The 23129-nt window shown below is 35.8% G+C and carries 14 protein-coding genes, 2 pseudogenes and 1 riboswitch; of the genes and pseudogenes, 4 read left to right on the top strand and 12 right to left on the bottom strand.

The window, feature by feature from the left end:
• Nucleotides 1-46: 46 nt before the first annotated feature.
• Nucleotides 47-958 (top strand): DNA-3-methyladenine glycosylase family protein, encoded by a 912-nt coding sequence (locus MOK21_RS09035; RefSeq protein ID WP_249073611.1) that lies wholly within the window; start codon nucleotides 47-49, stop codon nucleotides 956-958.
• A 168-nt stretch (nucleotides 959-1126) separates the two neighbouring features.
• Here MOK21_RS09035 and MOK21_RS09030 read toward each other — a convergent pair.
• From MOK21_RS09030 to MOK21_RS09020, 3 genes and pseudogenes are all read right to left on the bottom strand, one after another.
• Nucleotides 1127-2908: pseudogene (locus tag MOK21_RS09030) on the bottom strand (vitamin B12-dependent ribonucleotide reductase); the annotation flags it as partial.
• Nucleotides 2909-3327: 419 nt separating this feature from the next.
• Nucleotides 3328-4113: pseudogene (locus MOK21_RS09025) on the bottom strand (ribonucleotide reductase N-terminal alpha domain-containing protein); the annotation flags it as partial.
• Nucleotides 4114-4565: 452 nt separating this feature from the next.
• Nucleotides 4566-5396 carry a lipoate--protein ligase family protein gene (locus MOK21_RS09020; RefSeq protein ID WP_249073610.1) on the bottom strand — a complete coding sequence of 277 codons (831 nt, stop codon included), beginning with the start codon at nucleotides 5394-5396 and terminating at the stop codon, nucleotides 4566-4568.
• Nucleotides 5397-5679: 283 nt separating this feature from the next.
• Between MOK21_RS09020 and MOK21_RS09015 the strand changes: the two genes are divergently transcribed.
• Together MOK21_RS09015 and MOK21_RS09010 are read left to right on the top strand one after the other, a co-directional pair.
• Nucleotides 5680-6063, top strand: coding sequence for a rhodanese-like domain-containing protein (locus MOK21_RS09015; RefSeq protein ID WP_249074084.1), 384 nt, complete (start codon nucleotides 5680-5682; stop codon nucleotides 6061-6063).
• 574 nt (nucleotides 6064-6637) lie between these two features.
• A riboswitch (glycine riboswitch) is annotated at nucleotides 6638-6714 on the top strand.
• 163 nt (nucleotides 6715-6877) lie between these two features.
• Complete coding sequence (locus tag MOK21_RS09010) at nucleotides 6878-8227, top strand: amino acid permease (protein WP_249073609.1); 1350 nt, start codon at nucleotides 6878-6880, stop codon at nucleotides 8225-8227.
• Between the two features lie 190 nt (nucleotides 8228-8417).
• Here MOK21_RS09010 and MOK21_RS09005 read toward each other — a convergent pair whose 3' ends face one another.
• The 9 genes from MOK21_RS09005 to comX form a co-directional block, all read right to left on the bottom strand.
• On the bottom strand, nucleotides 8418-9386 hold the full coding sequence (locus MOK21_RS09005; protein ID WP_249073608.1) for a glutaminase: 969 nt from the start codon (nucleotides 9384-9386) through the stop codon (nucleotides 8418-8420).
• 140 nt (nucleotides 9387-9526) lie between these two features.
• On the bottom strand, nucleotides 9527-10942 hold the full coding sequence (locus tag MOK21_RS09000) for a M20 family metallopeptidase (RefSeq protein WP_249073607.1): 1416 nt from the start codon (nucleotides 10940-10942) through the stop codon (nucleotides 9527-9529).
• A gap of 16 nt (nucleotides 10943-10958) precedes the next feature.
• Nucleotides 10959-12185 (bottom strand): MFS transporter, encoded by a 1227-nt coding sequence (locus MOK21_RS08995; RefSeq protein ID WP_249073606.1) that lies wholly within the window; start codon nucleotides 12183-12185, stop codon nucleotides 10959-10961.
• A 445-nt stretch (nucleotides 12186-12630) separates the two neighbouring features.
• Nucleotides 12631-13935, bottom strand: coding sequence for a hypothetical protein (locus MOK21_RS08990; protein WP_249074083.1), 1305 nt, complete (start codon nucleotides 13933-13935; stop codon nucleotides 12631-12633).
• Between the two features lie 271 nt (nucleotides 13936-14206).
• Nucleotides 14207-17074, bottom strand: a complete 2868-nt coding sequence (locus MOK21_RS08985; RefSeq protein WP_249073605.1) for a hypothetical protein — start codon at nucleotides 17072-17074, stop codon at nucleotides 14207-14209.
• 405 nt (nucleotides 17075-17479) lie between these two features.
• Nucleotides 17480-18019, bottom strand: coding sequence for an SMI1/KNR4 family protein (locus MOK21_RS08980; RefSeq protein ID WP_249073604.1), 540 nt, complete (start codon nucleotides 18017-18019; stop codon nucleotides 17480-17482).
• Nucleotides 18020-18021: 2 nt separating this feature from the next.
• On the bottom strand, nucleotides 18022-18729 hold the full coding sequence (locus MOK21_RS08975; protein WP_249073603.1) for an endonuclease V: 708 nt from the start codon (nucleotides 18727-18729) through the stop codon (nucleotides 18022-18024).
• Between the two features lie 143 nt (nucleotides 18730-18872).
• Nucleotides 18873-21191: a sensor histidine kinase gene (locus MOK21_RS08970; protein WP_249073602.1), complete on the bottom strand. Its 2319-nt coding sequence runs from the start codon at nucleotides 21189-21191 to the stop codon at nucleotides 18873-18875.
• Nucleotides 21182-21343 (bottom strand): competence pheromone ComX, encoded by a 162-nt coding sequence (comX, locus tag MOK21_RS08965; RefSeq protein ID WP_249073601.1) that lies wholly within the window; start codon nucleotides 21341-21343, stop codon nucleotides 21182-21184. The genes MOK21_RS08970 and comX overlap by 10 nt, the downstream gene beginning before the upstream one ends.
• Before the next feature lie 469 nt (nucleotides 21344-21812).
• Here comX and MOK21_RS08960 point away from each other — a divergent pair, with 469 nt between their 5' ends.
• On the top strand, nucleotides 21813-23042 hold the full coding sequence (locus tag MOK21_RS08960) for a DUF418 domain-containing protein (protein WP_249073600.1): 1230 nt from the start codon (nucleotides 21813-21815) through the stop codon (nucleotides 23040-23042).
• Nucleotides 23043-23129: the final 87 nt, after the last annotated feature.

Raw genomic sequence — 23129 nt, 5'->3', positions numbered from 1 at the left:
AAATTAAAGGTATAGAAAATCGTAATACGATGAGGAGAATGAAAAAGTGAAATGGCATGAATTTAATGATGTTATTGTCATTACATTACCTGACAATTTCGACATGAATGCTAACCTAGGCTATCTAACAAGGGAAAAAAATGAATGCATGTATGAAATAGAGAACGATATTATGACAAAAGCTATAGCCATTGGGGAAATTCGGTCCTTAGTACAGGTAAGCGTAATCAATAATAAACAAATGGTTGTTCAATTCCTAAATAATATGAGACCTATGGAAAAGTGGAAACGGGAAGAGATTGTAAAATATATTTATGAATGGTTTGATCTTGATAACGATTTAACGCCATTTTATGAAATGGCAAAAGCAGACCCATACCTAAAAATGCCTGCCCAAAAATTCTATGGATTGCGAGTGATTGGCATTCCCGATTTATTTGAAGCTTTATGTTGGGGAGTTTTAGGGCAACAAATTAACTTAGCCTTTGCGTACATCTTAAAGAAGCAATTTGTAGAAGCATTTGGCGATGCCATCGAATGGAATGGTAAAAAGTATTGGGTGTTCCCACAGTACGAGCGAATTGCACAGTTAACTCCTACCGACCTAGCAGATATTAAAATGACGGTAAAAAAAAGTGAATATATCATTGGAATCGCTAGATTAATGGCAAGCGGCGAATTATCTAAGGAAAAATTAATGAAAATGAACTTTAAAGATGCTGAAAAAAACTTAATGAAAATAAGAGGAATTGGTCCTTGGACAGCCAATTATGTTTTAATGCGCTGCCTCAGGTTCCAGAGTGCTTTTCCAATCGATGATGTGGGTCTTATTAATTCGATAAAAATAGTACGTAATATGGACCGAAAGCCTACAAAAGATGAAATTTTAGAAATATCGATTCCGTGGAAAAACTGGGAATCATACGCTACCTTTTATTTATGGCGTGTCCTTTACTGATCTTTAATATTAAACCAAGACGGATACCACTGCTGCCAGTTCCTCCCCCTCTTTAATCCACCTATCGATTTTTCTTTTCGACACAAAAACACCCCTTTAGATAATCATATCCAAAGGGGCCAAAGCTTCACGAGTTTATTTTAACATCGCTTCTTTTTTATAAATGGCTTATAGTCCACATTTTAACTGTGCAGCACAGTTTGTACATGTATTACAGCCACCGATTTCTTCTACAGTTCCTTTGCGGCAGACAGGGCAAGTATTCCCTACATCCGAACCAATAACTGTTGTCGATTCTAATGCTTGGATTGTATCTACTAATACAACCGGACGCTTTGTTGGTACTTCTACTAATTCTTCCTCAAATGATAGTTGATCCATATCATTTTCTTCAGCTTTCAGTGTCAGTACTTGTGAATCACGGCTACCATCCACATAGACCGTACCACCTTTAGCGCCACCTTTATATAAGCGCTCGTACACTTTTTCAACTTGTTGTACTGTATAACCTTTTGGTGCGTTTACAGTTTTTGAAATAGATGAATCAATCCATTTTTGGATGATACATTGTACATCAGCATGCGCCTCTGGTTTTAACTCCATCGCTGTAACGAACCATTCAGGAAGTTCATTTTCATTTGCTTCAGGATGACGTTCTAAATATTCTTGTACAATCTCCGCTTTTACTTCGATGAACTTACCTAGACGACCAGAACGGTAATATGTGAACGAGAAGTAAGGCTCAAGACCAGTTGCCACGCCAACCATCGTACCAGTAGAACCAGTTGGAGCTACTGTCAGTAAATGTGAGTTGCGAATACCTGTTGCTAAAATTTGCTCTTTGATGTGCGCAGGCATTTTTTGCATAAAGCCTGTTTCAGTAAATGCTTTACGTAAACGTGCTGTCTCTTCCTCTGTTGCTCCTACAAGGAATGGGAAGCTGCCACGTTCTTTTGCTAGCTCTGTTGACGCCTCATAAGCAGTCTCAGCAATCGTTTTAAAGATTTCATCAACTAGCTCATTACCCGCTTCTGAACCGTATTCTTTCTCACAATAAATTAGTAAGTCCGCTAAGCCCATTACGCCCAAGCCAACACGACGCTCACCAAGAGCTTGTACACGGTTTTCTTCTAAGAAGTATGGTGTAGCATCAATTACATTATCCTGCATACGAACACCAACACGAACTGTTTCACGCAGTGCTTCGTAATCAATTGTTTGATCTTCTTTATTTGCAAACTGTGCTAAGTTCACAGCTGCTAAGTTACACACAGAATATGGTGCAAGTGGTTGTTCACCACACGGATTTGTCGCTACAACGCTTTGACCGTAAGCTTTTGCGTTAGTCATGTCATTGGCGTTGTCGATGAAGAAAATACCTGGTTCTGCAGAGTACGTTGCACAAACGTTGATTAAATTCCATAATTCCTTCGCTTTAATCGTGCGGTAAGTGCGTACTTTATAGCCCATTTTCTCCCATTCGCGCACATCTCCAACTTTATGCCACTCATTGTTGTAAATAGCCATTTCTTCTTTTGTATATTCTTCAACAGCTGGGAAACGAAGCTCGAATTCAGCGTCATTTTCAACTGCTTCCATAAATTCTTTTGTTAATGTTACAGAAATATTTGCACCAGTTAAAAACTCTGGATTGTGAACAGTGTAAGTACCGCCATCGCGAAGTTTGTTCTCTGCTTCGCGAATAATAGCTGTATCAAAACCACCTAAGCCTTCGATACCTTTATAGTTAACAATACCTTGGTACATCGCTTCCTCTTGAGTTGAAAGAGGTTTAAAGTTTAATTTTTCTTTTGCTAGACGAATAATTGTTTTATCCGTTGTATTTTCGATTAGGTATCGTAGAATACGTGGATTTTGCATTTTCGAAATAATAAATTCCACGATATCAGGATGCCAATCTGCCAGCATAATCATTTGTGCCGATTCTCTTACGCGGGTTCGCTATACCCACTCTCTATGTCACCATAGAAGTTGAGACCATATCTTACATCTTATTAGATGTCCTCGCACTTCGGAGTGGCTTCACTCCTACTCTACTCACTTCCGCTAACATAGCGTGCTTTCGATGGTCGTTGAACCTTCCTCTCTGAAAGAGGCTTGGCTGCTGATTGTCTTTATCCCACTGCTATTTTCAAGCATTCACGCTTACCGTTTCCAGTTACGTTGTAGCTAGCAGTGCATTTATGATTTATTGTAAAACCACATATTAAACATGTCTGTGGCTGTTTCGCATCATAAACATCCATATTTCCCACCTCGATTAAAGTGACAATATTTCCGTTAAAGAGTTCCCAGCAATTCACGAGGTTTGTTTACGCAGAAGCACTTAGATTATGTTTACCTCTGCGCGAGCCACCTTGTTCGACAAGATGAGTCAGTTTCGCAATATCATCTAACCATGAAACGGAACCAGATGATTTACCATTTACACCACGTGCTAAAGTGTTACGCGGACGCAATGTCGAACCATTTGTCCCTACACCACCACCGCGGCTCATAATTTCCATTACTTGCTTACGGTGATCACTTATTCCTTCACGTGAATCTGCTACAAATGGCATTACGTAACAGTTGAAGAAAGTTACATCCGTTTCAGATCCAGCTCCGTAAATAACTCGTCCAGCTGGAATGAATTTTAATGATACTAACTGCTCATAAAACTTCTCAAACCATTCTTGGCGTTTCTCTGGTGTTTTTTCTACAGCAGCAAGCCCAGTAGCATTTCGTTTTGCGATTTGTTCATAAAATATTTCAAGAGGCTTTTCTAACACATCAATTGAACGTGTAATCACACCCGTTTCTTGCTCTTTTGGATCATCTATAGCACTACGGTAATCTTCCTCGATCAAAATTTCTGCTGTTTTAGTAGACATATCAAGCTTTTGGATTGTCCCTAAACCACGTGCAGGGAATTTTGGATCTGCCTTCACTGTTAAGACGACGAAATCTCCGGCTTTTAACGTTTTCTTTTCCGTATCCTTAAACGAGTAGCGATCGATCATTACAAGTCTTGATACACCTTTATGTGTAATGTGCATATCAGGCGTTACAGGATGAACCTGTGGAAATTGTTCAATATCTTTGTTTAACTGTTCAAATTTGTTTACTTCGGGTTGATGATTTGTGAGTACCATCGTTTTGCCTCCCTTATTTTCTGCTTTACAAAATATAAATACACAATATCATGTGTCTTTAAACACTACATATTGTGTATAACTCTTTTAAAAAGATACTATATATAGTTTTTTAATTCAACTCTTGCAATTTCGAACAGAATGCGAACTGCTTGTTATCACAAGGATTGAATGATAAAAAAATATTTTTCTTATACTTTTTCAGGCGTGACGATCAACCATTTTTATCCACTCATATTAAAAGACGCTGATCTTTGTTACGGGCTTCTTGTTTTCTCGCGGGCGAGGTCGAGTCGTTTCCTCCACTGCGCTCCGTGCAAGGTCTCGTCTGTCTCCCTTTCCCGCTGGAGTCCAATAGCTCTTCACTATAAACAGCTAAAAATAGAGATATAAAAGTAAAATCAAAATCCTTTACCATTAAATAGAAAAGCAATATATAATACTATTTATTTTTATTTTTTGAAGTTCCAATCATCACATGCATATTTTTTTTCTTCTAATTCATGTACATATTCTAATTGCTCCTCAGAAAGTGTAAATGGTTTTAAATCAATTTGCAACGATTTTGCAAAACCATCACGGAAAGCTGTCACACATTGGTCAATAGTCACAGGTTCTTTCACAAGGCTATTGATAGCAACCGCTTTTTCTGGTAGCTTTCTACGCATTCGTTCCTTCGCTTCTTCACTAGAAAAATTAAAAACAGACAATAATTTCTCCTGATCTAAATCCAGTAAAATGGCTCCGTGCTGTAAAATAACACCTTTTTGACGAGTTTGTGCACTACCAGCTACTTTTTTACCTTCTACAACAAGCTCATACCAGCTCGGTGCATCAAAGCAAACTGCACTTTTAGGTTTCTTTAAGTCCGCTCTTTTTTCTTCTGTATCTGGCACACTAAAATAAGCATCCATACCTAAATTATGAAAGCCCTGCAAAATCCCTTCACTTAACACTCTATAAGCCTCTGTCACTGATTCAGGCATATTTGGATAGCTTTCTGTAACAATGATGCTATATGTCAACTCATGTTCATGTAATACGGCTCTACCACCTGTTGGTCGACGAACAAAGCCTAAACCCTGTTGTTGCACAGCCTCAAAATTAATGTCTCTTTTCGCCTGCTGAAAATAGCCAATCGAAAGTGTTGCTGGCTCCCACTCATAAAAACGAATGACTGGTGGAATTAAACCTTCACTATGCCAATCAAGTAATGCTTCGTCCAATGCCATGTTGAAAGATGGGCTACATTTCCCTGAATTTAGAAAATACCAAGTTGTCATATTTTCATCTCCTACGAATATTAAATTAAACCTTGGCGAACGTGTACAAAATATGTTTCTCAAAATTTTGACACTCTGCGTTTAGTTCTATTCTTTATTGAATAATCATCCACCCAAGTCTAAGAATGGAGTGAAATGATTCTGTGACCTTTCACTAATAACATCCATCAATAAAGATAGATTAATTCTAGCCACAATCTAATTAATTTTATCAAACTCATTGGACTATCGCTAGCGCATCTTTTATAATAATAAAGAAGATAGAAAGGGGTAAGAAATTTTGTTGAACACACTTATCACAATCGGTGTTATTTTAGTAGTCGTCATTGCATATATCGGCATCAATGCCCTACGACTAAAAAAAGCCGTAACAAATCTAACACAAGAACAATTTATTGAAGGCTATCGTAAAGCACAGCTGATCGATGTACGTGAGCAAAAAGAATTTGATGCAGGTCACATTCTTGGTGCACGTAATGTTCCTTCCACTACTCTACGTCAACGTTACAAAGAAATCCGCCCAGATTTACCAGTATATTTATACTGCCAAAATACAGGCCGTAGCTCACGTGCTGCTCTATTTCTTAAAAAACGTGGCTACAACCAAATTTACCAACTTCAAGGCGGCTTCCGTACTTGGACAGGTAAAATAAAGTCAAAAAAATAATAATAAACGAGCGTTAAGACATTCGTGACTACTTTAAATCCATTTACTTCGTAAATGGATTTATATAGACCTATCTCACTATGTTTTAAACAAAAACAAACCATCTCAAATAACAATGAGATGGTTTGTTTTTTGCAAAAAATTCTGAGTTTCTACTATATTATAGTAATTGTTTAACGTCTGACAAGTTAGTTTAAATAAGGGAAAGCAACGTGAGTAATTTATGCCTATTCCCACTCTCATATTCCCTTGCCAAATGAAGCCGCTCCCCTAAACACTTTATAAGCTCATGGTTAATTTCCGTTCCGGCTTTTATGAATATCCTTCTCATTTTTTGGTTAAGAGCCCCGTTCAGATCAGAAATCAAAAATCATCCACATATTAACATATGCCTAAAAATACTATTTTTCGTAAAAAATTTACCTAGACGAACTCCAATCTTCTTTTTTCTGATAAATGACTAAAAATTTATCCTTGAATAATTTTGGTAGCACTGATAGGATGGATAATATCTTAAAATAATGTCATCAAGACATACAATACAAGCTATGAATGCTATGGATAACACTATAGCAGGAGCAGTTCTGGAGAGAGCGCATTTTGCGTCGCCGAAGGGTTCACTATCTCAGGCAAAAGGACAGAGGAGTAATATCAACTTTCAGCATGAAAGCTATACCACACGAATGTTTTCTTTTTTTACATATAACATCCGCAATCGGTATTTGTTATTCTGACGTTTACGAGACTAGTGTCACTACTAGTCTCTTTTTTATTTTCCAGTCATAGTTTTTACAAATCTTTGAGGGGGATTAACGTGGAACAACAACAATTAAAACGTGATTTAAAAAATCGCCATGTGCAGCTCATTGCGATTGGTGGAACAATCGGTACTGGTTTATTTTTAGGATCCGGGAAAGCAATTGCTTTAGCTGGACCATCCATCATCTTCGCCTATCTAATTGTCGGAACTGCCCTATTTTTTGTCATGCGGGCATTAGGTGAACTATTATTATCAAATGCTGGCTATACATCATTTACTGATTTTGCATCTGAATACATAGGACCTTGGGCAGGTTACATCACTGGTTGGACATATTGGTTCTGCTGGATCATGACCGCTATGGCAGATATTATTGCTGTCGGCGTGTATGTACAATATTGGTTTGATATACCCCAATGGGTGCCTGCAGTTGGCTGTTTAGTATTGTTATTAATTTTGAATTTATTAACTGTTAAACTATTTGGCGAACTAGAATTTTGGTTCGCCCTTATAAAAGTCATTACAATTGTTGCATTAATTGCTATTGGACTATTTATGTTATTTACAGGCTTTCAAACAAGCACTGGCACAGTTTCTGTTGAAAATCTTTGGGCCCATGGTGGGTTATTCCCGAACGGCCTGCACGGATTCCTAATGGCATTCCAAATGGTTGTTTTCGCTTTTGTTGGTGTCGAATTAGTTGGGGTATCTGCAGCAGAAACGGCCAATCCTAAAAAAAATATTCCTTCTGCCATTAACAAAATTCCATTACGTATTTTATTATTCTACGTAGGGGCGTTATTTGTTATTTTATGTATTAATCCTTGGCATGAAATGTCTGCCTCAAGTAGTCCATTTGTACAAGTATTTACACTAGCCGGTATTCCAATTGCCGCAGGTATTATCAATTTTGTCGTATTAACATCCGCTGCTTCTGCCGGTAATAGTGGGTTATTTTCTACAAGCCGCATGCTCTTTAATCTTGGAAACAACAAGCAAGCATCACCAGCGTTTGCAAAGCTCAATAAAAACAGTGTACCAAGTAACGCACTCGTTGTGTCTGCAATTGTTGTATCCGCCGGTGCATTACTAAGTAAATTAATGCCTGAGAACGCCTTTAGTGTTGTTACGACGATCAGTGCTATTTGCTTTATATGGGTGTGGAGTATTATCTTAATCTCTCATATCATTTATAAACGTAAAAATCGTGCCCTTCATGAAGCATCGATTTTCAAGGCACCTTTTACTCCGTTCGTGAACTATTTAGTTCTGGCCTTCTTTGCATTTCTATTAGTAGTGATGTTCATTTCAGAGGCAACACGTACTGCGTTACTTCTAACACCAATTTGGTTTATCCTACTACTCATTATTTATAAAATGAAACGAAAGAAAGCAATACGCTAAGGTGAAGTCCTGGATAGTGTCACTTTGAAAGCAAGTGACTCTATTCAGGTTTTTTTATTGCTAACGGTATACTCAAGAAGCGGGGCTCATTGCCTCCCTCATGTTGAATCAAAAAAAAATCGTCTCTCAAAATGAACAAATCTACAAAAAAAGATGACTCCATTTTCTGAAGTCATCTCTCTTTAATTCACTAAAAAATATTCATATTCCACTCGGTAGCTAAATGCTTTAGCAAATTCACTCCGGCTACACTGTTCCCGATGTCATCAATTGCTGGTCCGTAGATGCCAATGCCGCAGCCAGCAGGAAAAGGCGAATCTAAGCCTGCGTGACTTGGCACGGCCGCTAAAATCGCACCAGAGACACCACTTTTAGCAGGTAACCCGATAAATGCAGCAAATTTACCAGAAGCATTATACATACCGCAAGTAACCATCAATGCCTTCGCTAATTTTGCTACTTGCTTCGGAAAGAGCTGTTTATTTAATAGAGGGTGGTAGCCGTCATTGGCGATTACTAAACCAATCATCGCTAAATCCGAAACATTTACTTCAATAGCACATTGTTTCAAATAAACTTCCAACGCTTCCTCTACAGGACAATCTAAAAAGCCAGAATCCATTAAATAATAGGCTAATGAACGGTTTCGATTAGCAGTTTGCCATTCCGATTGATAAACCTCTTCATTCACCTTCAATTCCTTGCCAACCATTTGTTCTAAAAATTGCAGGATTTTAGAAACCTTCTCTTGCGGAGAATTTCCGTCAAGCATTGAGGATACTGTAATGGCTCCTGCATTAATCATTGGATTAAAAGGTTTGCCAGGTTGATGACTTTCTAGACGAATGATCGAATTGAAGGTGTCTCCTGTAGGTTCAACATCTACTCGTTCTAATACATAAGGTAAACCTCGTTCCATACACGCTAAAATAAATGTCACGACTTTTGACACACTTTGCAGCGTAAATAATTCTGCTGTATCCCCAGCTTTCATTTCGTCATTTTTAGTTCCGATAATCGAAATTGCTAATTGATTTGGATCTTTTTCCGCTAAAGCGGGAATATAGCTCGCGCATTTCCCCTCTTTTGCATAAGGACGAAACTGCTTCACCCATTCTGCCGCAAGGTGATTATTATGATTGATATGTTCTGTCGGCATTTTGTGATCTCCTTTCAAAAAACGGCATCTTCTGCCATAGCTACTCAAGTAAGTACACGTAACTGCGAAAATTCTTACTAATAGGCAAAAACAGAGCCTCCATAGTTTACCCTACGAAGACTCTTTTTGGTATAACTTTTTTAAAATTTTGGAGGCTCAGTACCTTCTGGAATTAGTGAAACATAAGTCTCCCCATCCAGACGTTCCTTCCATTCTTTTTTAGCTTCTTCAATAAGTGACGGATGATCGATTAACTCAACCGCAGTGCAAGCCATAATTTTCGCTGCCTGTAGCATCCCTTTATGGGCTATCGGCATAACCCCCTGTGATACAACTTGCCAGGTATGTAATGGTGTACCTAATGCCATACATACCGTTGTACATTGAACAGTTGGTACATTCCAGCTTACATCACCAACATCCGTTGATCCACCTAATATAAATTCAGGTAGGACACTTGGGATATGGTTAGCAATAACTTTACCTTGCAGTTGTGCGGCATCCTCTTTTTTTAGACCCACTAATGCTGATGCCTGAATTTCAGGAGTAAATGTATTAAAAATAGCTTGGGCATGCTGCTCATCTTCTAGTGTATAAGGTGGCATTCCTAAATCCAGTATTTGTTTTTGCATCACATCATAAAGTACTTTATTTGGAATAAGATTTGATGCCGCTCCCTCAAAGTCAATTTCTAACGATGTTTCAGTCATCATCGTTGCGCCTTTAGCAATATTTTCAACACGTTGATAAATCTCTTGTACTTGATGCTTTTTAGGAGCCCTTACTAAGTATGTCACCTCTGCATAAGGTTGAACGACGTTCGGAGACGTTCCTCCTGAGTTTGTAATCGCATAATGCACGCGAGCTTCTGGAATGATGTGCTCACGTAAATAGTTTACCCCAACATTCATCAGTTCAACTGCATCTAATGCACTTCTTCCTAGATGCGGCGCTGCTGCTGCATGTGCACTTTTTCCTGTAAACTTAAAAGTAGCTGCATAGTTTGCTAGGGAACTGCAAGTCATTACAGTTGTATAAGTACCAGGATGCCAAGAAATTGCAATATCGACATCATCAAAAATACCAGCCTTCGCCATATAAGCCTTACCTGAACCATTCTCCTCCGCTGGACAACCGTAGAAACGAACCGTAGCCGATTGATTATTTAGTTCTAGGTAATCTTTCACCGCTACAGCCGCAGCGAATGCGCCTGTCCCTAATAAGTTATGACCACAACCATGGCCACTTCCTCCGGCCTCTAATGGCTCATGATGCGTAGCCCCGCCTTTTTGACTCAAACCAGGAAGTGCATCATATTCACCGAGAAAGGCAATAACTGGCTTTCCAGATCCATACGTTGCAACTAGTGCTGTATCCAACCCTGCAATTCCTAGTTCCGTTGTAAAGCCCTCTTTTTCTAAAGCCGTCTTCATATATTGTACAGATTTCTGTTCTTGAAAGTGAAGTTCAGGTACTGCCCAAATGGCATCACTTAATTGAATACTAGCATCTCTTTTTGATTCGACTAATGAAGAAATTTTCTCATGTAAACGCATAGTTTCATACCCCCTATTAAGAATTCAAAAGACTTCCTTTTTGATCATTTAACGTTAAAAGTGAAATAATACAAATAACCGCAAATCCTATTAACATCCAAAAGGCTGCATCGAAGGAACCGTTAAAAGCATCTACCATAAAGCCGATTGCCATTGGCGTTACAAATCCAGCTAATTGCCCGCCTGTATTAGCAACCCCCATTGCTGAACCTGTAATAGATGAAGGTAATTTCTTTAACACAATGGCAGGTAGTAATGTTACAACAAATGCGATAAATAAAGTTACTACAGTTTGATAACTAATAAACATCGTCACAGACTCTGCTTTAAACATGAAGTACAACAAAATACCAATAACTCCACACGAAATTGAACCCAAAATCTTGTCCATTCCTCGAGGTAACTTGTCAATAATATAACCGCTACCATAAATACCAATAATAGTAGCGATAGCTGGAATTGTTTGTGCCCAACCAATGGACATTAAATCGAGTCCACGATTTTTTTGAAGGTACGTTGGAATCCAAGAAACTAATCCCCAGTTCACTGCATAGATGCAGAAATACGCAATAATTAAATTCCACATAAGTGGTGTTTTAAGTAGTTCCTTAAAGTTAACTTTTGTAGAAACATTTTCTTTACTATTGCTATTTTCCTCCGCGTCTTCTTGTGGAAGTTTGATATATTTCCAATATAAAAATGAAATAATGGCTCCGATAGCACCAATGACAACAAACATTGTACGCCAACCAATTGTTCCTAACAGATAAGCTGCAAGTAAAGGTACGATTAACGAAACGATCCCCCCAGAAGAAAGCATAATTGACATTGCTCGCCCTCGTTCCTCTCTTGGGAAAATCGTCGCAATAATTTTAGAACTAGATGGCTGAAACCCACCTTCCCCAATACCAAACAAAAATCGAATGATAATCATGGCAACTAAAGACCAAGCTAGCGCTGTTAAACCTGTAAATATCGACCACATGATTACTGAAAACAGTAAGATTTTTTTAGCACCAAATTTATCAGCAAGCCATCCACCTGGTATTTGCATAATCGCATAGCCTAAGAAGAAAGCGCTTAAAATAATTCCCGTAGAAGAAGCATCTAATTTTAAATCACCAGTAATCGATACCACTGCATAGTTCATAATGTAACGATCTAGATTTCCTAAAGACCATCCTAAAAATAAGAGTGCTAGGATTAAATTTCTGGATTTTTTTGTTACTTCATTCGTTGTCATTAACATCCCTCCCATGTTTAAACTACATCGCTGCAATTGATAGTAATAGGAAAAAATTTTAACATCTGAAAATTGCGACATCTAAAACTCCTATTCTTCCATTCCGATGTCTTGTGTAACCCCTATAAAATATTTTTCATCTCTCCCTATCTATTTCCTTTTATATAACGACAATTTCGTTATTTATTCGTATAATAATCGACTTTTTATGAATTGACAACATTTTTTTGAAAATTTCTAATAGATAATCGCACAGAAAACGATGCATAAATTAGGTCACAATACTAGGAAACCGTTGATTTATCTACATTTTTCAAATATTCAGCAAAACCAAAAAATCACTAAAATTTTCGGCATCCTTCTATTTACATTAAGCTTTCTACAAAACAAAAAATGCCCCAAAACCATTTATTGGTTCGGGACATTTATATTTCATGTGGTTGGCCTACATCACAAGCTGATATATTTTTATTGGTCTGCCACGTGTATGCTGTAATTCTTCTCCATAAATTTCCGCCAAGCCTACACGACATAAATCAGCCACGATTCGCTGCGCATTTCGTTCACTCATTTGAAGTTGTGTGGCTAAATCCTTTGTCGTAAAATGCTTCCAGCGCATTTTTTGAACGAGCGCTTGTATTTTTGTATAGGTTTTAATGCTAACGTTGCCTTTTTTTAACCTTTCAAGGATTGTAGGATCCTCTGCTCTATAAGAATATGTTAGCTCCTCGGTATTTCCAACAGATTCAATTATTGTGCCATCATCTTGAATCATGACAATATCGATTGATTCATTTTCTTTCGTTTGACGTAAAGCTCTATGCGCATTTAATTCGGCATTAAATACCGTTTGCGCAAAGCCAATTCCTGCTATGACCTTTGCTTCCATTTCTATGGATAGTTGATACATTTTTTCCTTGATGAAATAAATCTGCCCTTCGATCGCTCCACGCGTACTAAAAATTGTATATCGGCCATTCCCTTCCTCGATTAAGGACCCATCAATTTGTTCACATAATTGCAATAAGTTTTCTTTCATGCGTAATTCTAGATATTGAATACGATATCCTTGCTTCATTCTTTCCTTCAAGGAATCAAAATCTTTTATTTCGAGCATAACAGCACTAATTTGCGTTTCTTTATAATACGACGTTTTAATTTTTTCAGTAAAGAGCTGAACCGTATGATAAATCTCAGTTTTAGTAGGTGATATCCAATAGGACGGAACCCCCCTCTTCTTCAGCTCTTCGTCAACTGACGGGTAACATGTAATCGCAAAATCGATTTCCCCTTTCAGCCATAGGTCATAATGGAACGTAAATAATTCTTTTGGATTAATCGCAACATCAAATTCCTTTAAATAGATCTTCCTTACATTTTTCTCTATCTCAGTTATCCCTTTTGATGCGTTATATGCTGGTGATGAGATAATATCAATACTAACACGATCAACAATTTTCCCCATTTTATAGGACTGCTCAAAAAAACCTTTGTAAATGGCCGCTTCAGAAAAGAGGATATGTGCTAGCTTTTCCTGCGAGACACTCGTCTGACTAGCAATTTTATAAGGTATGTACCCCGAAAATAACCAAAAGTCAACATCTTGATTATGTGTTTCTACAAGATGTTTTGTTTCTGTAGCAATCGAATAAATATAAGGAATAAAGTCCATCTCTTTTTCGATTTCATGTGCTAACTCGATAATTTTTTCTACGGATTTTATTGGGCCAACAACACCTATTTTATACATCACAAGTTCCTACCTTCTGTGTCAAACTACCTTTGTTATAACAAAAAATTCTCAATTATTATGCAAATTAACTATAGTATAACGAAGAATTGATATTCTACACAATTAAAAAAGATAAATTTAACCAACAGGACCTTTTTAATTAAGGGCGTCTATTAGAGCTTTTACGTTTTATCATCCAACTTTTAATTTTTATCTTCACGCGCATGCCAGACACGTACACTAAACCCCGAATAATTTTGGTTATTCGGGGTTTAGGTTTTATACAATTTTATAAATCGGTTGGATACATTTTCTTATATAATATTTCTAATTTTTTCGAGAGTTTACCGTATGCAGTTTGCCAAGCTTTACGTTCTGCTGCATTTTCGCCTGTAGAAGGTACGTAAAGAGCATGAACCTCTGCGACCTTTTTCAAATCATTCTCGGCCTGGGTAAGCTTAGAATAATTTTTAACGACGCTCTTTTCAGAAGCACTAAGATTATCATAGGCTGCACGAATTTCTTTTACTTTCGTCTCCAAATCATCAATATATTCACCATTTACAAGCAGTAAATTAATCGATTCAACTAATTTCAAAGCAATTTCATTAGACTGTTGTTGATCTTTATCTTTATCGATAATAGCTTGTCGTATTTCTGGGCTAACTAAACTCATTTGTTTTGATGTTAGCTTTGCAAAAGCTTTAATGACAGTCGTTGGATTACTAATAAATGATTTTTCATACGTCTTCATAAATGATTCTACTTTTTTCACATCAGCAACCGCTGTTGTTAAAATAGCAGCATTCGTAATTCGCTTTTTATCACTCGAGCTCAGCTTATTATATTGCGTTGAAAGCACCTTAATTCTTTCCATTGAAACTGTATACGTATCATTTGAGACAATGCTTGCAATTTCATTATTTAAAGTTGTGATATCCGGTGCATTACCGTCTTCTAGACGATTGTTTAGCAAATCTTCATATTGCTGTTTTGCCAAATATTGCTGATTTGCAGGTAATTTAGCATAAGCAGTTTCTACTGTTTGAATTTTTTTTGCTTGTTTCGCAGCATCTGTTTCTTCTCGTGCAGTTTGTACTTTTTTATGGAATGACTTCACACCAGAAAGATCTTTACTAGCAGCTGTTAATAAATAATAGTTTGTGACATACTTTCGTCCAGCCGAAGATAGACTTTTATATTTCGTTGTTGCTGCATTTACAGCAGTTTCGAATTGTGCAAATGTATATTTCGTTACATTAGCAAACTTATCAATATCAGCCTTCAAAGCCAATGCAGCAGCTTTATCAGCAGGTTCCTTACCATTTACATCAACTGAAATAGTCGGCGTATTTAATAAAAAATCGTTTGCATTATAAACAAGTGATTGTTGTAAACTAGTTAACTTATTATAAGCTTTCAATACATTCGTGTAGTTAGTTTTCAACTTACTTTCAGCTACCCCTGGCGTTTCTGAAAGCTTTTGATAGGCATTCATGTCCTTAATAATTTTATCAGCTGCTTTAAAATCTTTTTGCAACGTTACAATTCTTTCATAGCCGACAATTTTAGCAGCGGAATTTTTCGTTAAGCCCTTATATTCATTTATAATACGGTTTACATTATTGACATGGCCTTGCCAAGAATCTACTGACGGATCTATCGGGTAACTGTCATCCACATCACCTACATAACTGTCAATTTCTTTATTTAATCTTTCTATTTGACTGTTCTCTGCGTTTTCAGCTTGAAGTAAGGTATGCATATAATTTTTTGGTACAAGCTGTAGTTGCTTATACGTTAACTTTTCATAAGCGGTACGTATTGATTTTGCTGTAGTCACCTGTTTGCTAGGTGAATCATTTTGTGACAGCTTATCGAAAAGTTTAATAAATTGTTCAACCTTTTTAATATCTGACTTAGCATCACTTAAAATGGTTTGATTTTGAACAGTTGCTCGGTAAGTTTGAGACAGTTTTGCTATATCTTTTTCAATTGTTTCAACTGCTGTTTGTAAAGCTTCGATGCTAGTAGGTACATACGTAACAAAGGAATTTTCATGTTTTAATAATTCAACAATTGCCTGATTTAGTCTTCTAACTTCTTTAAATTCATCGATCTCTGTCGGATCTTTCAAAATGTTTTTAATGCTATTGTATAAAGCATCGTTCAGATCTAAGCTACGTTGTAATAAATCCAACTTATCATATGCCTCATCGATTTCTTTTAAATATTTTGGTAGATCTTTTTCATTTACCTCATTAACTTTATCTACTTTTTCATTTAACTTGATTATTAATTCTACATCAGCCACTGCTCGCTTTAATACATCATAATTTTTCACATTCGCCTTTGCTGCAGTCGATAATGCTTGATATTTACCTTCTAATGCCGTTACTTCAGCCTGAAAAGATTCTAGACTTGTTGCATTATACTTGTTGTCATTTATTAGTTTTTCAATTTCTTGAATCATTGAATCCGATGGTTCGTTAGAAATAGTTTTTACATCGGAAACATCAGATTCTACGAAAGAAGTTCCTACCTTTGCCTGTACTCTAACCATAATATCTGTGATACCATCTTTTAAAGCATTATTAGGAATTCTGTATGTATCGCTAGTCGCTCCCTCAATAATAGTGGCGTTTTCACCAACTTTATAAAACCATTGATAGCTATATGTAATTTGATTGCTTTGTAACTTTGCACCTGCTTCGTCAGTTACAATTGCACCCGCTACTTGCACCAATTCACCAGGTACTGCATAGTTTGAACTACTATTAATTTTAGGTGCAGTAATTGAAAGATCTAGGTCATTGATCGTACGGGGTTCACTCTTATACTTATCACCTTTCGTTGTTGTCGCTTCCACGAAAACTGCTTTGCCTGCCGCTTCTACTGGTATTGTAAATGAGGCTGATGTTGCACTAGAGATTGGTTTATTCTTTGAATCATTGGAACCATCCACATAATACCATTGATAAGCATTGACAATCGAATTCGCTGGTAAGTTTTCAATAGAAGCTTTTAAAGTTTCATTTACTTTATTATTCCCTGAGACTGTGACTAAAGCTGTATCAGCACCCACCGCTCCTGCAACTGTTGGTACCATAAGGGCTGCTGGGATTGCCGCAGCTGTGAAAAATAATTTTTTATTCAAATTTTCTTACCTCCTCTATCATCTATTGGATTATATCGGCTACATCTTTAATAATTCTCTTCATTTTATAGATTAATTCTAAAAAGTGTATTTTCTCCCTATTTCAACATGATAAATGATAATATTATGATTTTAGACCGTTTTTTATAATATTTATTTCTTTCTCTTGTATTTACAATAAATAGTTGTTAATTGCGTAAATAAGCTTCAAAACGACTAATAAACGCATTTAAAGAATGACATCAAAGAGGCATCTCAATTGATTGATAATTGGGATGCCTCTTCGCTATGTATACTTATAGAAACAGCTAGATATTGATGCCAAATTATCACACCAGAAATTTTGGAAAATCAAACGTTCGTGAAAAAGATCTTTTAATCAAATAACTTCGTTTATCTCCTTAGTCAACTATCAGCATCACTTTCTTCATTTAAACAGGTCTCTATAAATTCAAAGAGACTCTTGGCATCAATTGTTCGATCTCCCCAATCATGCCAAAAATACAACACCTGGCCCACTACTCCTTTTTCTGTTGGATCTGTATCAACACAGAGATAATCGCCACCACCATTTTCAGCAATTGGAATCCATTTTTTATTCCAAAGCGTTGGTTTAACCTCCTCACCATACTCTATATCTGGAAGCAAATCATCTGGATCAAACTCCTCCTGTAAAAACTTCCAATTTTCTATAATTTCAGAAATAGGGGAAAGTGTTAAATTTCTAACAAAAGGCTGTACTCCAGGCGACCAGTCTTGCCCATTAAATATACGATAAAAACTTTTCATCTCGTCAGGAAGAGTAATACCTAAAGTTGTTTCGATTAGTTGAAATTCTTCAGCAGTCGCACCGGGCTGAAGGTTTAATGCTTCTCTACCATTCACCTCCAACTCCGAATTTTTTTCTATTAAACGATTCCATAAAATTTCAGCTTCACTTTTCATTTTCAATCCCTCTTATTTATCATAATATCTCGTCGTAATTTTCTTGCATGATGAGTGGCCAAATCCGCATATCTTGTAGGGATTGGTAAACGACTATCTTTTTCAATAAAGTGCATCGTTATTTTGGTTGCTGTATCTAAATCAATCTCGTTCCCACATGAAACAAATATCGGTTTAACATCCTTTCTACTTCTTAGAGCACGACCGTATACTACCCCATCAATCACAATATCAGTATACGCTCCAGCTCTATTTTCCGGCATTATAAAATCTGTGTTCTCTATTTTATAATACGTTTTGGCAACGCCAATTGTCGGTTTTTCCAAGAAGAATGAAGCATGTGTAGCAATGCCCATATGACGACTATGTAAATAACCATTTCCATCAAACATGTAAAGGTCTAGATTTATCTTCAACTTTTTAGCAGCCTCTATAATCAGAGGTAATTCGCGAAAGGCTAAAAACCCGGAAATATACGGAATGGTAATTTCATTTATGTACTCAACCTGTTCAACTAACTTTTTGGAACTAAAATCAATGACTTGAATGCAACAGACCCCATATTCTTTATTATTTTCATTCCAATAGGCAATATCTGCTCCGGCAACGAGTTTAATTTGATCAGCAGAAAAATTGTTTTCTAATGAAATATGCTTCCTTAAATCATTTTGTTGCGATGTATAATTCAAGATCATTTCTTCTATTTCCATGAAGATATCATCTCCTCTCTATATGATTATACTACCAAGATTTTGCAATCAAAAGCACCCCCAAATCCATACATATATAGATTAGGAGGTGTGAAAATGATTCATATCTTTTTTTCTCTTCATATATAATCCTCTGCTATAAGTTAGCCTTCCAATACAAGTATCGTATCCATAGGAATCGAAGTATGATCCCCTTCATTTACCTTAATTCGAATAGACATTCCTTCTCCTACATTGGTATTGATAGTAAACTGCCCATTAAAGGCTTGTACCCTATCTTGCATTCCTCTGATCCCCATTGAATCAGCCAGAATGATCTCATCCATTTTACATCCTACACCATCGTCAGCATAAATAATTTCAAAGCCATCTTCCGTTTCTAAAAGATGAATTTCGACAGTGTTGGCATGCGAATGTTTTAATGCATTGTTTAATAACTCTTGGAAAAGTCGATAAATCATCAAGTTTAAACGTTCATCTTCTAAATATAGCCGATCAATTGTGTAAATCAAAACAAAATCAGCACGCTTATGAACTTTGTGAATTAGCTTCTCAAGCGCAGCATTTAAGCCCAACGTGTCCAGCAATGGCGGCTTCAAATTTTCACAGTACCCTCGTAAATCATTCAATGACGCAATCATATGATCATGAATCTTAGAAAGGTTCGCCTGAATATCCTTTGTCTTTGCATGCATAAATACATCCATTTCTCGAGCAATATGGAGCTGCTCTTGTAAAACCGTATCATGAAGCTCTTGCGCTAATTGATATTTTTCTTGTTCAAATCGTAGCCAAAGAAGCTTATTGAGCCATGGTAGCTGATTTTTATCAGCCTCTTTCATATGCTTTAACTGTTCTAATAGATCTTCCACCATTTTCGTATTTTCTATAAAATTATTTACATATAAAAGCAATAATTCAAGCCATAATAATTCCTCATCCTTTAGATAAATAGATTTATTATGGTCTACAACTAATATTCTTTTAAAGTTAATATCTTGATGGATAAAAGCAATATAAAAATGCTCTGTCTTCTTTATATCACCTAAGCGAAGTTTCTCAAGCAATATTTCGTTTATTTGATTTTGGGTATATTCTTTTGATGTATTAGTGGAAGTTACGTGATGTGTTTGTAAATCATAGGTTAATACGGAAACCTGTTTAATTTCAAGGTGTAAAGCTATTTCTTGAACAAATTTCTCAAGCAAGTCTTCTATCTTTACGACCCTTCCAATACTATCAACTGTCGTATACAACCGGTGGATATAATCCCCTTTTGTCGAATATAGAATTTTTCGCTTATGATAATCTATTTTCTCTTTAATGTAAAAAAGTGCTATTAAAGACAAGAACGTAAAAAAGAAAATTTCGGTCATTCTTGAAATAGATAAATCAGTAAGCCAATAAAGACCCATTAATAGCCAAATGGTAAAAACAAATGAAAAATTAAAATAGTGGCGTAAACGGGTAATAAAGTATTCCATATCAAATATTCGTTCAGTGAGCTGTGTACATATAAAGCTGTATGGGATGAGCATTAAGAATAAAGAGCATACTTCACCAGTGAGTATGTGAACTTGAAAAATAATTTCCGGTACAGCAAACAAAAAAAGGAATGGTAAGAAGGGAATAATAATGCTTAACAAAAACATTTTTAATTGAGGGGTTTTATATTTTAAATAGCCTATCCCTAAAACACCAAAAATTATTATTAATAAAATAAAAAATAACCATAGAGTAAAATTAGAGAATATAGGATTCATATATGGATAGATAATACTACAATAGCTAAGAACAGCTATAATTAAAGGTACTACATATATTATTTTAATGTTGTAAATCAATAGCCAATTTAAATTTAAGAATAAAAAATAATTTCTTAAAAAATGAATCAATAGAACAAGACAAAGAATCATGCTACTTCGATTCACAACAGTTCCAACACTATCTAACATTCCAGACGCACCCATACTAACATAAGCCAAAGATACTGTAAGAATAAACAAAATAAGTATATTTATCAAACTCGAATTCTTTTGCTTATAATATAAGAGGATAGAAATAATTAGACTTAATAAGTAAAAACTTGCAGGTACAATCAATAAATACAAAAGCTGTTCAGGAATGTTAAATGGATCTATATGTATATGAAGTAACTTCTTATCTTGCTTCACCAACGTTAATTCTTTAGCAACTCTAATTACAGGATCATATTTTATATTATTTATTTTATTAATATTTTTTCCATCAATTTCTAAAACAATATCCCCTGGTGAAATTCCTTGATCATTTGCCCATTTCTTAAAATATGGTTCACTTATTAACCATTGTCCATTCTCTTCTTTTAACTTTATTGCTAAAAAAGGCGTGCTATAAGTAACATAAAGTAAATAGCTTCCCAATATGAGATATGTACTTATAGCAAGCCAAAACCAGTTATTTTTTAAAGATTTTAGAACCAAAGGCCACTACTTTCTAAACGTACCTCTTCATCAAAAGAATCCAGAATCGCCTTTTGTTCAAGTTCTGTAACACCAAGTAGAGAAGCTTTTTTTTCTTTTAACAAAGTTACCATCGACGGATTTTGCTCTAAATATTGAATCGCGTTAATCATAAAATCTCCTCATTTCATTAGTTTTTATAGTTACACTTTCTGGATACTCATAACATCGAGCGTCAACTTATATTTACCAAATATTTTACAAGGAATTAATAACCATAAATGTAACTACACCTTCATTATACTATCACTTTACATTTAATCAACAGAATTTTCTATTAATCGCTAAAAAATAATAGATTATGTATCATTTTCCGCAAAACATACTAATTTTCGTAATACTTCGCCTCATCCACTTTATGAATTTCTGTCAATAAATTCAACAGAACTATATCAGTTTCGATTCTTCTCGTTCACTCAAATGGATGAAGAAAGAAGAATTTATTTTTATAGATGTTCCATATTTTTTTCCTGTATCCCCTTATAAAATCCTGATAATTATAATTTAAAGTGTCATTAGCAAAGTTTTTTCAACAACGTAGAGACTTGTTGAAAGAACAATAAAAATAAAAAGGATGATTTTATGAAGCATAAGCTTTCACCCATAGCTGCTAATGAGCGGATTGAAACACTCGATGTATTAAGGGGATTCGCATTATTAGGAATTATATTAGCCAATATTGTTTGGTTCCTTTATCCGGCTTATATGCAAGAAGATCTAAGTTTTAAAAATGAATGGACTTCTTTTTGGAATCAAGCCGATTTTACAGTTCATACTATTCTTTCTATGTTTATCGATGGGAAATTTGTTATGCTGTTTTCTATGCTGTTCGGTTTTGGAATGGTCATTATGCAGGAAAGAGCCGCTGCAAAGCAACTAAACTTTTGGGGAATTTATTTTAGACGACTTATTGCATTATTTATTTTCGGTTGTATCCATGCATATTTCATTTGGTTTGGGGATATTTTAACAGACTATGCAATCTTAGGGTTATTACTCCTTTTCATGCATAAGTTAAAACCTAATGCTATGTTAATCATTAGCCTAACTTTATATAGCTTGCTTTTTGGATTAGTAACGTTAGGAGCTCTATTCTCCGATTCTACGATGATGTCAATGACCATGTCAGAGGAAAGTCATCAACTTATGCAATTAACGATAGATGCCCATCAAAATGGGAGTTTTCAAGAATTAATGAATGCTAATTTTATGGAAAGAACTTTTTATACAATGCGTAATGGACTATATGTTCTTTCTCTAGGAAACCCTATATTATATTTATTTACAAATCTTCCGTACTTACTAATGTTCTTATTCGGAGCAGCTGTTGCGAAGAAAAAATGGATTCATCGTTTCGAGGAATATCGAAAAGGCTTTTTCATTATATGGTTACTAACATTGATTTTTGGTGGAATATTGTGCTGGATATTACCTTTCCTTTTAGAAAACTTTTCAGCTGTTCAATCTATTAGCTCACCACTCCTAACAATCTTTTATGCTATTAGTTTGATCTTTATTTATCACACGGTTAAAGGGAAGAAAGTTTTACAGTGGTTAGCGTTCCCTGGAAGAATGGCCTTCACAAACTATATCGGCCAATCTATCATTTGTACATTGTTATTTGGACCATTTGCATTTGGCGTATACGGAAAACTCCACTTAACGACAGCCATCATCATCGCTATTGTCATTTTTGTTTTCCAAGTGATTTTTAGTAAGCTTTGGCTATCCAAATTCCGCTACGGACCATTAGAATATATTTGGAGGTCATTTACTTATTTAGGTATTAACAAGGAATCTGAAAATGCATAGGTAGGGCAATTAGGAATTTCTCGATAAATTTGGATTCTTCTCTATAGAACTAAGGGGCTACAATTAGGTAGCCCCTTACTTTGAACT

Origin of the sequence: Lysinibacillus sp. BPa_S21 (assembly GCF_023337795.1) — a bacterium.
Classification (GTDB): domain Bacteria; phylum Bacillota; class Bacilli; order Bacillales_A; family Planococcaceae; genus Lysinibacillus.
Note: the sequence above shows the minus strand (reverse complement) of the source record. Positions and strands in the feature narration are given on the sequence as shown.

Coding starts and splice junctions, on each gene's coding strand:
- MOK21_RS09005 (WP_249073608.1), bottom strand. CDS start 9,386: ATGCCGACAGAACATATCAATCATAATAATCACCTTGCGGCAGAATGG.
- MOK21_RS08980 (WP_249073604.1), bottom strand. CDS start 18,019: ATGAAAAGTGAAGCTGAAATTTTATGGAATCGTTTAATAGAAAAAAAT.
- MOK21_RS08975 (WP_249073603.1), bottom strand. CDS start 18,729: ATGGAAATAGAAGAAATGATCTTGAATTATACATCGCAACAAAATGAT.
- comX (WP_249073601.1), bottom strand. CDS start 21,343: ATGATTAACGCGATTCAATATTTAGAGCAAAATCCGTCGATGGTAACT.
- MOK21_RS08990 (WP_249074083.1), bottom strand. CDS start 13,935: ATGTATAAAATAGGTGTTGTTGGCCCAATAAAATCCGTAGAAAAAATT.
- MOK21_RS08995 (WP_249073606.1), bottom strand. CDS start 12,185: ATGACAACGAATGAAGTAACAAAAAAATCCAGAAATTTAATCCTAGCA.
- MOK21_RS08960 (WP_249073600.1), top strand. CDS start 21,813: ATGAAGCATAAGCTTTCACCCATAGCTGCTAATGAGCGGATTGAAACA.
- MOK21_RS09000 (WP_249073607.1), bottom strand. CDS start 10,942: ATGCGTTTACATGAGAAAATTTCTTCATTAGTCGAATCAAAAAGAGAT.
- MOK21_RS09020 (WP_249073610.1), bottom strand. CDS start 5,396: ATGACAACTTGGTATTTTCTAAATTCAGGGAAATGTAGCCCATCTTTC.